At 47.7% G+C, this 13,290-nt stretch carries 11 protein-coding genes; 8 read left to right on the top strand and 3 right to left on the bottom strand.

From position 1 onward, the window contains the following. Positions 1 to 130 precede the first annotated feature (130 nt). Positions 131 to 2,125, top strand: coding sequence for a methyl-accepting chemotaxis protein (locus tag ACN0TF_RS07510; RefSeq protein ID WP_417441411.1), 1,995 nt, complete (start codon positions 131 to 133; stop codon positions 2,123 to 2,125). 29 nt (positions 2,126 to 2,154) lie between these two features. On the opposite strand, the gene ACN0TF_RS07505 is transcribed toward ACN0TF_RS07510, so the two are convergent. Beyond that, positions 2,155 to 2,577 carry a DUF3617 domain-containing protein gene (locus ACN0TF_RS07505; protein WP_417441410.1) on the bottom strand — a complete coding sequence of 141 codons (423 nt, stop codon included), beginning with the start codon at positions 2,575 to 2,577 and terminating at the stop codon, positions 2,155 to 2,157. Between the two features lie 337 nt (positions 2,578 to 2,914). Further along, positions 2,915 to 3,355, bottom strand: coding sequence for a hypothetical protein (locus ACN0TF_RS07500; protein WP_417441409.1), 441 nt, complete (start codon positions 3,353 to 3,355; stop codon positions 2,915 to 2,917). A gap of 228 nt (positions 3,356 to 3,583) precedes the next feature. Here ACN0TF_RS07500 and ACN0TF_RS07495 point away from each other — a divergent pair, with 228 nt between their 5' ends. Then, the gene (locus ACN0TF_RS07495) at positions 3,584 to 4,315 is read left to right on the top strand and encodes a FadR/GntR family transcriptional regulator (protein WP_417441408.1); all 732 of its coding nucleotides are present in this window, start codon (positions 3,584 to 3,586) and stop codon (positions 4,313 to 4,315) included. Positions 4,316 to 4,317: 2 nt separating this feature from the next. Here the strand turns inward: ACN0TF_RS07495 and araD1 are convergent, their stop codons facing one another. Continuing rightward, complete coding sequence (gene araD1 / locus ACN0TF_RS07490; RefSeq protein WP_417441407.1) at positions 4,318 to 5,313, bottom strand: AraD1 family protein; 996 nt, start codon at positions 5,311 to 5,313, stop codon at positions 4,318 to 4,320. Positions 5,314 to 5,506: 193 nt separating this feature from the next. On the opposite strand from araD1, the gene ACN0TF_RS07485 reads away from it, so the two are divergent. The 6 genes from ACN0TF_RS07485 to ACN0TF_RS07460 all read left to right on the top strand — a co-directional run bounded on the left by ACN0TF_RS07485 (position 5,507) and on the right by ACN0TF_RS07460 (position 13,288). Further along, on the top strand, positions 5,507 to 7,246 hold the full coding sequence (locus ACN0TF_RS07485) for an IlvD/Edd family dehydratase (RefSeq protein WP_417441406.1): 1,740 nt from the start codon (positions 5,507 to 5,509) through the stop codon (positions 7,244 to 7,246). Between the two features lie 11 nt (positions 7,247 to 7,257). After that, a complete protein-coding gene (locus ACN0TF_RS07480) occupies positions 7,258 to 8,040 on the top strand; it encodes an SDR family NAD(P)-dependent oxidoreductase (protein WP_417441405.1) in 783 nt (260 codons plus the stop codon). A gap of 58 nt (positions 8,041 to 8,098) precedes the next feature. Continuing rightward, the gene (locus ACN0TF_RS07475) at positions 8,099 to 9,700 is read left to right on the top strand and encodes an aldehyde dehydrogenase (NADP(+)) (RefSeq protein ID WP_417441404.1); all 1,602 of its coding nucleotides are present in this window, start codon (positions 8,099 to 8,101) and stop codon (positions 9,698 to 9,700) included. A 3-nt stretch (positions 9,701 to 9,703) separates the two neighbouring features. Next, entirely contained in the window at positions 9,704 to 10,744 is a 1,041-nt protein-coding gene (locus ACN0TF_RS07470) for an aldose epimerase family protein (protein WP_417441403.1), read from the top strand. Positions 10,745 to 10,817: 73 nt separating this feature from the next. Further along, a complete protein-coding gene (locus tag ACN0TF_RS07465; protein ID WP_417441402.1) occupies positions 10,818 to 11,750 on the top strand; it encodes an ABC transporter substrate-binding protein in 933 nt (310 codons plus the stop codon). A 26-nt stretch (positions 11,751 to 11,776) separates the two neighbouring features. Next, the gene (locus ACN0TF_RS07460; RefSeq protein WP_417441401.1) at positions 11,777 to 13,288 is read left to right on the top strand and encodes a sugar ABC transporter ATP-binding protein; all 1,512 of its coding nucleotides are present in this window, start codon (positions 11,777 to 11,779) and stop codon (positions 13,286 to 13,288) included. The last annotated feature ends 2 nt before the right edge of the window (positions 13,289 to 13,290 follow it).

Below are 13,290 nucleotides of genomic sequence, written 5' to 3'. Positions count from 1 at the left end.
TTCGCCACTACGTATTTTCTTTAAAAGGTATAGGTTACTAATTACTTATCCAACTTCAAAAAATTGAACTTTCTGTTATCTATGTTAATACTTCCTTATAAAGTTTACCTTATTTTCAGGATTGGCTTCTATGACCAAGACAGCGCTAATGATTCGCCAGCAGATCAATCTTGGGTTTGTAATCGTCTTGGTATTGGCTTTGGCTGTTATTGTTGCCGTTGTCGAAATGAAGGTAAAACCTGATTTAATTTCCCAGCAGCAACAACAGATATCGGTCAATCAAGCCGGGCTGTCTGACTTGCTTACCGCTCGACTCGGTCAAATTGAACTGCTGACAAGTACGTTAGCCCTGGCTGCATCAGAACTTCCTAAAGATGAAGACTTATTTAAACAGCTTTTCCCATCCATTATTGATAACCACGGCGACTCGGCTATTTCCGGCGGCGGTATCTGGCCCGAACCCAACGCCTTTACCGACGGTGTTCAACGTCGTAGCTTTTTCTGGGGGCGCACCGACAATGGCATAGAATATCTGGATGACTATAACGTACCCGGCGGCTCTGGCTATCACAATGAGAGTTGGTATCAGGCAGGAAAAGGAGCGCCTTCAGACCGCTGTACCTGGTCAGAAGCTTACATCGACCCTTTTACTCAAACGCCTATGGTAACTTGTACTATTCCCATTCAAGAAAACAGTCGCTTCGCTGGGGTTGCTACAGTGGACATGATGCTTGACGGCATCACTGAGATATTTGAACAGTACGGAGAAGATAATGAGGGTTATGTCTTTGCAGTTGATTCCGCGGGCCAAATGATTAGCTTTCCACAATCTTCAGTTCAGATTGTAAAAGACGACGACTCCCTAATGACAGCCAGTGAACTGGCGAATAAAGCGGCTTGGCTAGAGGAGACTCTCAATACTGCGGTCAACCTTCAGGAAACCGAAACAATCGAACTGGAAGAAGACGCTATTTTAGATGAAGCCGCACACGTTGACCTGATAAAGCATCCGCAAACTGGTTGGACAATTGGATTAATTGTACCGAAAGACCGAATGACCGCAGTGGCTCAGGATATGGGACTTTTCCTGATGCTGGCTATTGGCGCTCTGCTATTGGCCGTTGGCATTCTGGCGGCATTCTTTTTCCGTAACCTACTGGCAAAAATTCAGCAAACGACCAAACAGATTCAAGGGCTTATCAGCGGCGGTACCGCTCAGGCTCTTGACGTTGGTACCATGAACGAAATAGGCGAACTGCGACAGGCAGTAAATGCTTATGGCAATAAGCTGAAATCGATACTCGACGAAATTCATAATGAATCGAACAATCTGGTTCATGATGCCGATAAACTGAAGATATTCAGCAATGAGTTTCTGGATAAAGCCAACAGCCTGAGTGATGAAAACCACACGCTGGCGGCGGCAACTGAGGAGCTAGGCGCCAGCTCACAGGATGTCGCTAACTTCGCCGATGAAACCAAAGTTACCGTTGAAAGAATTCATCAGGATGTACTGAATAGTGGTCAGGAAATGGCGCGCGCAACAACGACCATGCAAACTCTGGCCAAAGCCATTGCGGACGCGCAGCGGAACATTCTGAAACTGGATGAGAATAGCAAACAGGCTAACGGCATGTTGAGCGTGATTCGTGATATTTCTGAGCAAACGAATCTATTAGCGCTAAACGCCGCAATTGAAGCCGCTCGTGCCGGAGAAAGTGGTCGGGGTTTCGCGGTTGTTGCCGATGAAGTCCGTAACCTGGCAGCAAAAAGCCAAAGCTCAGCGGTAGAAATAGAAGCCGTGCTTAATCAGCTGCAATTAGGTTCCAAAGAGTCGGTCGCTTCCATGGAGCACGGGCAGAACCAAACCAAGAATGCCGTTGAGTCGACTGAATCCACGTCGGCACACTTGCAGCAAGTGGTTGAGGCCTTCTCTCAAATAACCGAAAAAGCCACCCAGATAGCAGAGGCTTCTGCCGAACAACAAAAAGTGTCGAACGAATTGAGCCAGTTTGTTAATCGTCTGCAAGCACTTACAGCCAGTAATGCCGATGATTCAAATCACTTAAGTCAAATGAGCGAAAAAATTGATGCCATTGCCAAGAGGTTAAATGCAATGAATTAGAGAAGCCCCTCTGACGTCATTGCATCCTCTTACTCCTCGCACTCCGACGATACCCAGGAAGCCTCGCGATAGGTCGTTACTGAGCTATCGTTAGTAGTTGTAACCTCACTGGAATAATGTTCGTTGCTGTGTACCGTAATCAGCGCATCGACGTCTGTTGTTCGTCCGCCTGCTTCGCACGACGCCGCAACTTCAATTTTATCGCCATCCCGGGAGATATCCATATCCTGACACCCCGTCTCATTCCAACGTTTGCGCATAGTAGCGACCATATCGCTACCGTCCTCAGCAGTGAGACACTCCTGCGAACTTTGTTCTCGCGTAAGCTGCTTAGGAATTCCCTCTCCTTCCATGGAAGAAGTAATTTCCCATAACCCCGGCTTCAGATCATTAGCCAAAACCGCGGAAGAGCAGGCTAAAAACAGCATACCTGACAATAAAAACCGTGACATAATTTTCTCCTTTAAGTGGGCGCGCAGGCCCGTTAGTCATTTTTTGAATAAAGCTTAGAGTATTTAGACTAACTTGCATGCATCGCACCAGCTTTAGGCACGAAAATTACACTTATTTACATTTCTGGCAAAATATTGACTCAGAAAGCTCTGCCCGATCAGGCAACGAGCGCTTTACTAAACATTCGGGTCAGCTTTTCGAACTTCTCTGCATATGTCTTCGAACCTTTGTTCGTATTTCTCGGGCAGGAATTCTGTAGCCAAAGCAAAAACCTCTGTTTAATACTAATACTGCGTGTTGGCGCGCTCAGCCCTCTTAATGGATATATGGTTTGGCTTACCCGCGTCTTAAAAGCCAGCGGTTAAAATAGAAAAATACAGCACCATGAACCCCACCTACAACAGCACCGGTAGCACTCAAATAAGCTCCCATAAACAATAAGTAGATCGCGGTCTCAACACTAAAGAAACTGGCGTTATCCAAAGGCCCTCCTGCCGCAAGAACTTGCGATGAAACACCCCAAATCAAAATTCCCAAGCCAGTAAGCGCGCCCCATTTTACGCCATCTAAAACATGCCCCACTAGCGAGGTTCTGTCTTCAACAAATAAACTCGCTATCACCGAACCTCGCCACCACACCAAAACAGAAGCGATGAGCAATAAAACCCAAACTATCAGTAAAGCCTCTCCCTGCAATGAAGGTTGAGCTAAACCAATCAACGACCAAAAACCTAAAAAGACGACTCCATCAATCAGGCCGACAATTCTTGGGCTCATAAAGCTTCTCCAGTAAACATCGTAAGATGAACAATCATATGTGCCAAACCAGACCGGAATAAGTCAAAAAACCGGAAAATATGCTACAAATATGACAATAAAGATACTTTATACTCTGGTGCCAAAACAGAAAACCAAGATATTATTGATTTGAGGCGGGTTACGCTTACGGCGAAAAAACGCTAATATGAACAAAATCGCACCATCACCACATGCAAGGGAAGACACATGAAAAGCGCAACCCGAAACAGACCACAAAGTATCCACTCCTGGGTTGCTCAGGAACTGGGTTCTCGAATCGTGGGTGGCGTCTATTTGCCTGGTCAATATATCCCGAATGAAAATGACATTGGTGAAGAGCTGGGCGTATCACGCACAGCATTACGTGAAGCTTTTAAGCTGTTAACCGCTAAAGGGTTAATCGAATCCCGTCCAAAATTGGGCACCAGAGTCCGTCCGCGTAAAAACTGGAATATGTTTGACGCGGAAGTTTTGCGTTGGTGTTTCAGCAGTAATCCGGACACTAAGTTTTACATGTCACTGTATGAAATGCGGGAAATTATCGAGCCTAATGCGGCCAGTCTGGCAGCCATGCATCGTACTGACGACCAGTTATCGGCATTAACTGAAGCTTATCAGGCAATGGAAGAAGCTCAAATTGGTACTGACGCTGTATACAAAAGCGACTTAGAGTTTCACTTAGCCTTACTGGAAGCTACTAATAACGAGTTTATGGCATCGTTAGGTGTAACCATTGAGACCGCTCTGGAAAACTCATTTCGCTTAAGCAGTGCTATAGCGGAAGAGTATGTCGATTCACTCCCCGGTCACAAAGCGGTGTTTATGGCCATTAAAGAGCAGAACCCGGTAGTCGCCCGTGAAGAAATGCAGACGCTTTTAGTCAACGCCAGGCATGCTCTGGAGCACACACTGGCGGAACTGCACAAAACACCGGTTTAAGGTTACAGCTTGGTAACCTTTTGAACCGGGCTTTCTTTCTCTATCTGCAATTCATTGCGCAACGGTTTACCAAAGGTATCCGCCGCAATTTCAAAAACATCACCCGCCTGAGTGCGAATGTTGTCACCAAAACTTAAGGTTGCAGTGCCATAAAAATGTATATGCGCGTCACCCGGTTGGCGGAAAATAGGATACTTAAAGTGGTGATTTTCCAGGTTCTCAATAGTGTGAGACATATTCTCTTCACCACTCAAAAACTCTTTTTCCCACAGCACTTCATTGTCGCGGATGATACGAGAATGACCTTTAATATTCGCTGGTAAATCACCGATGAGAATTTCAGGTCCAATTGAGCATTGACGCAATTTAGAGTGGGCTAATAACAGGTAGTTTTCTTTTTCCGTAATATGGTCAGAAAATTCGTTACCCAAAGCAAAACCAATGCGGTGCGGCTGACCGTCTTTATCATTTATATATAAGCCTGCAATTTCTGGTTCTTCGCCAGCGTCCAGAGCAAAATGCGGAGAAGTCAGGGCCTGGCCTGGCGCAACCACGATACTGCCATCACCTTTATAGAACCACTCAGGTTGAGCGCCCTGCTCACCAGATTTAGGCTTGCCGTTTTGTACTCCGGCTTTAAACATTTTCATAGAGTCTGTCAGTTCGGCGTTTGAACTGTCCGAGCCTTGTGCATGCATATTTGCGCGCGTGTCAGCACTGCCTAAATGCGTCAGACCTGTGCCAGTTACGAACAGATGCGCAGGATCTTCATGATGAAACGGGCTGAGTAAGCGGTTCTCGTTAATTAATTCAGCGTAAGAAATTTGCTCATCGCTTTGCAGTTTTTCTATTAACGACTCTAAACCGGTTTTCTCCTGCAGAGCTTTTTCCGCAAGCTTATAAACACTGACAACTTCCTTTAAAGGGCGAATATGCTCACCGTTAACGACACCGGCCTGTTGCGTGCCAGCCTCTGTGACGTATTGAATCAGACGCATTAGATAGGCTCCTGCTATGAATTTATACTACAAAATTTAAAAAGTAATACTATATTACCTTTTAGGCTTGAGCAATGATCGAGCCCGCTATAAATTTTGGTTAATCCTGTACAGAATTGAGTCAGCGATTGACATTCGAAGGAAGAATCGCGACCATAACGTAGTATTGTATTACTAATTAACAGGTGTAGCCTTGAACAACGACGACAAAAATAAATCTAAACTGCGCTCCGCCCAGTGGTTTGGGACCGCAGACAAAAACGGTTTTATGTATCGTAGCTGGATGAAAAACCAGGGAATTCCTGATCATCACTTTGACAACAAGCCCGTTATTGGAATTTGTAACACATGGTCGGAACTGACCCCTTGTAACGCTCATTTTCGCGACTTAGCCGAGCGTGTTAAAAACGGCATTCGCGAAGCTGGTGGTATTCCGGTGGAATTCCCCGTGTTTTCTAACGGTGAGTCAAACCTACGACCAACGGCTATGTTAACCCGTAACCTGGCGGCCATGGACACAGAAGAAGCGATTCGCGGCAACCCAATTGATGGTGTCGTTCTAATGGTCGGCTGCGATAAGACCACGCCAGCCTTGTTAATGGGTGCAGCAAGTTGCGACCTACCAACGATTGTAGTCAGCGGCGGCCCTATGCTTAACGGTAAGCACCAAGGCAAAGATGTAGGCTCTGGCACCCTTGTATGGAAAATGCACGAAGAATACAAAGCCGGTAATATTTCTCTACAAGAATTTATGGATGCCGAAGCCAGCATGTCTCGTTCAGCCGGCACCTGTAACACCATGGGAACGGCTTCTACCATGGCTTCTATGGCAGAATCACTGGGCGTGAGCCTGCCACATAACGCCGCTATTCCAGCCGTGGATTCGCGTCGATATGTCTTGGCTCATATGTCGGGCATGCGCGCTGTGGAAATGGTTCATGAAGACTTGAAGTTGTCTAAAGTGTTAACCCGTGACGCGTTCTTAAATGCGATTAAAACCAATGCTGCAATCGGCGGTTCAACCAATGCGGTGATTCACCTTAAAGCCATCGCTGGCCGTATGGGCGTCGATCTGGATCTGGATGACTGGCTGGAAGGCAAAGAAGTTCCGACCATTGTTAACTTGCAGCCCTCGGGTCGCTATTTGATGGAAGACTTCTACTACTCCGGCGGACTACCGGTTGTGCTGCGCCGTTTAGGCGAGGAAGGCATACTGGCCAAAGACGCTTTAACAGTTAATGGCAAGTCTATCTGGAAAAACGTAGAAGAAGCGCCTTGCTACAACGATGATGTAATCCGTACCTTTGATGAACCATTGTTAAAACATGGCGGAATCTGCGTATTACGCGGCAATCTGGCGCCACGCGGCGCGGTACTTAAGCCGTCAGCGGCTAGCCCTCATTTAATGAAACATCGCGGTCGAGCGGTAGTGTTCGAGAGCTTCGAAGACTATAAAGCACGTATTGCCGATCCAGATCTGGATATTGATGAAAACAGCGTCATGGTACTCAAAAACTGTGGGCCGAAAGGTTACCCGGGAATGGCAGAAGTAGGCAATATGGGCTTACCTCCTAAAGTTTTGAAGAAAGGGGTAAAAGACATGGTTCGCATTTCTGATGCCCGCATGAGCGGCACAGCATTTGGTACCGTTGTCCTGCACGTTGCTCCCGAGGCTATGGAACTTGGTCCTCTGGCTGCGGTCGAGGAAGGCGATTACATTCAGTTAGATGCGGATGCCGGGGTTCTTCAATTAGAAGTCAGCGACGAAGAATTGAAAGCACGCCTGGAGAAACTCAAAGCAACTCAGGTAATCGTAAAATCTGGTGGTTATTTAGAAATTTACCGGGAACGGGTTTTACAAGCCGATGAAGGCTGTGATCTGGACTTTCTGGTGGGTTGCCGCGGTGCCGCCGTACCAAAACATTCACATTAAACAGGTGTTCAATGGCAGAGCAAAAGACATTAACGAACCAATATCCTAGCCTCAAAGGCCGTACGGTATTTATTACCGGCGGCGGCTCTGGTATTGGCGCGGCATTAGTAGAAGCCTTTGTCGCGCAGGGAAGCCAGGTGGCTTTCGTCGATATTCTGGAAAATGAATCAAAAGCGCTGGTCGAGAAAGTTAATGAACATTCTGGCTCAGGTAAGGCACATTTTTATCCTTGTAACCTGGTTGATATTGAGCACTTACGCAAAGTTGTTGAGCAAGTAAAAAGTGAACTTGGTGCCATTGGCGTACTGATAAACAACGCTGCCAGTGATACTCGTCACGACTTCCGTGATGTGACCCCGGAATATTGGGATGAGCGCATGCATATTAATCTGCGCCCTCAGTTTTTTGCAGCGCAGGCAGTGTACTCGCAAATGAAAGAGCTGGGTGGCGGTTCCATTATTAACTTTGGCTCAATGAGCTGGCACGAAAGCCAGGGCAATATGCCTGGGTATACCAGCGCAAAATCGGCCGTACTAGGCCTGACCCGTGGCCTGGCCCGTGATATGGGCGAGGATAATATCCGGGTCAATACGCTAACCCCGGGGTGGGTTATGACGGAGCGTCAACTGTCCTTGTGGGTTACGGACGAAACGAAAAAAGACATAGCTAAGAATCAATGCATTAACGCACCACTAATGCCCGAAAGCATCGCAGCAATGGCGTTATTTTTAGCGTCAGACGATAGCAGCATGTGTACTGCTCAAGACTTTATTGTCGATGCCGGGTGGGTGTAACAGGATATTTCGGGTCGCGCGACGCGCGGCAGAGTACCTCTAAGTAACAGGATTTATTATGACTATTACAGGTAAACAACTTATTCAAGGCGAATGGCAAGCAGGCAAAGGTGCCTCTTACCAGGCGGTCAATCCAGCTACAGGTGAAGCGCTGGAGCCAACAATAAACCATGCTGACGGCAGCCAGGTTGACGCAGCGGTTGAAGGCGCAGCGAAAGCAGCTCCTGTTTACGCTGCAACCTCACTGAAGCAACGCGGCGAGTTTTTACAAGCTTGTGCCGATGAAATTATGGCCTTAGGCGATGAATTATTAGATCGTTTAAAAGCTGAAACCGGCTACCCTCAGGCTCGTGTTGAAGGCGAGCGCGGTCGTACTTGCAACCAGTTAAAACTCTTCGCTAATACCATTCAAAGTGGTGAGTTTCTGGATGCGCGTATTGATAAAGCAATGCCAGATCGTCAGCCTATGCCTCGCGCTGACATTCGCTTTTACAAACAAGCGCTTGGTCCAGTTGCTGTGTTTGGCGCTTCTAACTTTCCAATGGCCTTCTCTACTGCCGGCGGTGACACAGCGTCCGCATTAGCGGCAGGCTGTCCGGTTATTGTTAAAGGTCACAACTCTCACGCTGGCTCGGCAGAATTAGTTGCTCAGGCAGTACAAAAAGCGGCAGACAAATGCCAAATGCCTAAAGGGACGTTCTCCTACGTAACTGGTCCTGGCAAAGATGTCGGCGCGGCATTAGTCAAAGCGGAACAAGTTAAAGCGGTTGGCTTTACCGGCTCTCACTCAGGCGGTATGGCACTTTACAAACTGGCCAGCGAACGCAAAAACCCAATTCCAGTATTTGCCGAAATGGGCAGCATCAACCCAATTGTTGTCTTGCCAGAAGCATTAAAAAATTCAGCACCAAGCATTGCTGAAGGCTTTGTCGGCTCTTTGACACTGGGTGTGGGTCAGTTCTGTGTAAACCCAGGCTTAGTATTAGGTATTGAAGGCGACGAGCTGGATACCTTTATTGATTCTACTGCCAAAGCATTAGCTGATGTAAACGCTGGTGTTATGTTGAACCAAGGCATTGCAGAAACTTATCAGTCAGGCCGTCAAAAGCTGTCAGGCCAGCCAGGTGTTAAATCGGTTGCAACAGGCCAGCCAGTGAAAGAAGGTGAAAAAGGCTTCTGTGGACAGGCTGAATTATTTACGGTTTCAGCATCTGACTTCGTCGAAAACCCAGAACTTCAGGCAGAAAACTTCGGTCCCAGTTCTTTAGTCATTAAATGTAAAAATGCTGAAGAACTGAATACCGTTGTCAGCCATTTAGGCGGCCAGTTAACTGGCACGCTGCAGGCTACAGAAAGTGAACTGAAGAACTACTCTGAACTGCTAAGCCTGTTACAGGATAAAGTGGGTCGTATGGTTGTGAACAACTTCCCTACTGGCGTAGAAGTATGTGACGCAATGATGCACGGTGGTCCTTCTCCGGCATCAACAGACAGCCGCTTTACCTCCGTCGGTACTAAAGCAATTGACCGTTTTGTACGCCCTATTTGCTTCCAGAACTATCCGCATGACTTACTGCCGGACGCTCTGAAGAACGAAAACCCATGGGGCATCAGCCGTTGGATTAATGGCGAACGCACTAACAAGGCTGTTGAGAACTAAGCCATGGCTTTGTTCATTACAGAAAGTAAAGAAGTGCACGCTGGCTTTAGCCAGCCTCTGCGCTTTTTTACGTTACATAACAGCCAGGGTATGGAAATTACTCTGGCTAACTTTGGAGCCAGCGTCCGTTCACTCAAGGTCCCAGGCAACCAAGGCGTTCAAGAAGTTACCCTTAATTATCAGGACCCGACCCAGTGGTTGAAAAACCCTTACTACTTTGGCGTTATTGTTGGCCGTTGCGCTAACCGTATAGGCCAGAGTCAGTTTTCAGTAGATGATCGGAGCATTAATCTGGTCAGTAATGAAGGCGAAAATCAACTGCATGGCGGTCCGGAAGGGTTATCTTTTCGCTTCTGGGAAACAGAGAGCAAGGAAGCAGCTGATAACGTTAGTGTTACATTCCATATTTTTAGTGCAGATGGTGACCAGGGCTACCCTGGTAACTTTAAAGCCGCGGTAACTTATTCACTGAATGAAGAGAACGAGCTGCTTATCGACTACCAGGCCACCACAGATAAAACATGTCCGGTCAATATGACCAGTCATATGTATTTTAATTTGGCAGGCAAGGGGTCCATACTCGATCATGAACTCACTCTTCATGCCGACCGCTACGTAGAAGTTAACGCAGAACTGATTCCTACTGGTCGCTTAATTGGTACAGCAGGTTCACCTATGGATTTCCAGCAGGCCAAAACCATAGGGCAGGATATTGCGAAAACCGAACAGGGCTATGACCATTTTTGGGTAGCGCGAGACGAAAAAATCCGTGCCTTGCAAAAACTGGCGAAATTACGGGATCCGGTTTCCGGACGTACAATGGAGCTGTTCAGCACAGAGCCAGGCGTTCAATTTTACAGTGGCAACTTCCTGGACTCCTCGATACCCGGCTCTTCTGGTAAACCGTTACCACAGTATGGAGGACTATGCCTCGAACCTCATATTCACCCCGATGCGGTAAATCAGTCCTCATTCCCTTCGGTCATTCTGTCCCCGGGGCAGAAGTATCAACAAAGCAGTCTCTATAAGTTTTCCAGCAGCTAACCGGCTGCTGGAAGCACAGCAACATGAATTTGCCCAAAATAATAAGTAAACAATAAGATAAAAGGCGAAAAACATGAACATAAAGACATTAGCAATGATGTCGTTACTCCTGCTCAGCCAGAACGCAGTGGCTGAAATCGTGGTAGGTTTTGCTCAAGTTGGCTCAGAAAGCGGCTGGCGGACTAACTTTAGTAACGACATGCGAGAAGAAGCTAAACAACGCGGTATCACGCTGAAATTTGCAGACTCTCAACAGCAACAAGCGAATCAAATTCGGGCGGTACGTACCTTTATTGCCATGCGAGTAGACGCCATTGTCGTCGCCCCGGTAGTGGAAACCGGCTGGACACCCATTCTTCGTCAGGCACAACGCTCCGACATTCCTGTCATTATTCTGGACCGCAACATTCGGGCAGACGAAGACCTATACCTTACCCGCATTGCCTCAGACTTTGTTGAGGAGGGAGTGAAAGCGGCTCAGTGGTTAGTTGAAAACGAGCAGGGCGAATGCCGTGTGGTTGAGCTGCAGGGAACCGTTGGTTCCACTGCCGCTATTGACCGGGGAACGGGCTTCAACCGCGTTATCGATAAACACGACAACATTACCATAGTACGGAGTCAGACCGCGGAGTTCACCCGCAACCGTGGTAAAGAAGTAATGGAAAACTTCCTCAGAGCTGAAGACCCATACAGCATCTGTGCCCTTTGGGCGCATAACGATGAGATGGCGTTAGGTGCCATTCAGGCAATTAAAGAGTCCGGCCTTGCTCCCGGAAAAGATATCAAAGTGATTTCCGTAGACGGCATTCCGGACTACTTCCTGGCTATGGCGAACGGTCTGGCGAATGTCACCGTTGAGTTAGACCCGCATTTGGGTGCACCTACTTATGACGTAATTCAACGCTATTTGAAGGGCGATACCGATATACCAAAACTGATCCGTACCACTGGCGATGTTTACACTCAAGCCACTGCAGCTGAGGAATATCAAAAGCGAAGCCAATAGGCCGCCTTTGTCGTTGGGAGAAAATCATGCAACAAGAACAATCAGAAAAAGCACTATTTGAACTCAGTAATATCAGTAAGCAATTTCCTGGAGTAAAAGCATTAGACGCCGTTAACTTCCGCTTATTCCCGGGCGAAGTTCACGCGCTGCTGGGGGAAAATGGCGCAGGCAAATCCACGTTGGTAAAAATAATGACCGGCGTATTGCCCAAAGACAGCGGAAGCATTCAGCTGCAGCAACAGGAAATAAGCCCGGCCAATACCGCCGAAGCCCAGAAGCTGGGTATTGCACCTGTGTATCAGGAGGTGAATTTACTGCCTAACTTAAGCGTCGCCCATAACTTGTTCCTTGGGCGCGAGCCTACGCGTTTCGGCTGCATTCGCTGGCAAAAAATGGCGGAAGACGCCCGCCAGCTACTAAAGCGTTTCAAAATGGATATTGATGTCACAGAGTCTTTATCTCACTACTCTGTGGCCATACAACAATTAGTTGCTATTGCCCGTGGCGTAGCCATGAACGCCAAAGTTCTGGTACTGGATGAGCCCACCGCCAGCCTCGACAACAGCGAAGTAGATATCCTGTTTGATATTCTGCGCCAGCTGAAGAGTGAAGGCATCGCCATTTTGTTTATTACTCACTTTCTGGAACAGGTCTATCAAATCTCTGATCGCATCACCGTCTTACGTTCCGGCAAATTAATAGGTGAATACCCCATTGCTGACCTGCCGCGCAACCGCTTAATTGAAGCCATGCTGGGTCAGGAACTGCAACAGGTTACCGGAGAACAAACAGAGGCCACCGAGCCGACAAAACGTGAACCTTTACTGACGGTGTCAAACGCCACTGTGCCGCACTCAGTCGATGATGTATCACTGACAGTCAACAAAGGCGAGGCCGTGGGCATGGCCGGTTTACTGGGGTCTGGCCGTACTGAAGTATGTCGCGCGTTATTTGGCATCGACACACTGAAAAGTGGAGAAATTAAAATACGCCAACAGTCCGTTACCCTGAACCAGCCCGCAGATGCTATGCAGCAAGGCATCGCACTCTGCCCTGAAGATCGTAAAACTGACGGTATTATTGGCCCACTTTCCATCCGCGAAAATATCGCTCTGGCCCTTCAGGTTCAGGCTGGCTGGTGGCGCTATATCTCTCCGGAAAAACAGAGAGTCCTGGCCAGCCAGTACATTGAATCATTTAATATCGCCACTCCCGACGCAGAAAAACCGATTGAAGAACTCAGCGGCGGTAATCAGCAAAAAGTCATTCTTGCCCGCTGGCTGGCTATTAGCCCGCAGCTATTGATTTTAGACGAACCCACTCGCGGTATCGATATTGGTGCACACGCCGAAATCATAAAGTTAATTAAATCTCTATGCGATGAAGGCATGTCGTTACTGGTAGCGTCATCCGAACTGGATGAGCTGGTCGCCTTTGCTAACCGTGTTGTCGTTATGCGTGACCACCGCAAAGTCGCGGAGCTACAAGGCGCAGAATTAACCTCTCAATCCATAATGCATTCGATAGCCGAGGTGTAAAT

It is taken from the genome of Idiomarina sp. (assembly GCF_048265525.1).
Lineage (GTDB): Bacteria > Pseudomonadota > Gammaproteobacteria > Enterobacterales > Alteromonadaceae > Idiomarina.
The sequence above is the reverse complement of the archived record's forward strand: the minus strand, read 5'-3'. Positions and strand labels throughout refer to the sequence as shown.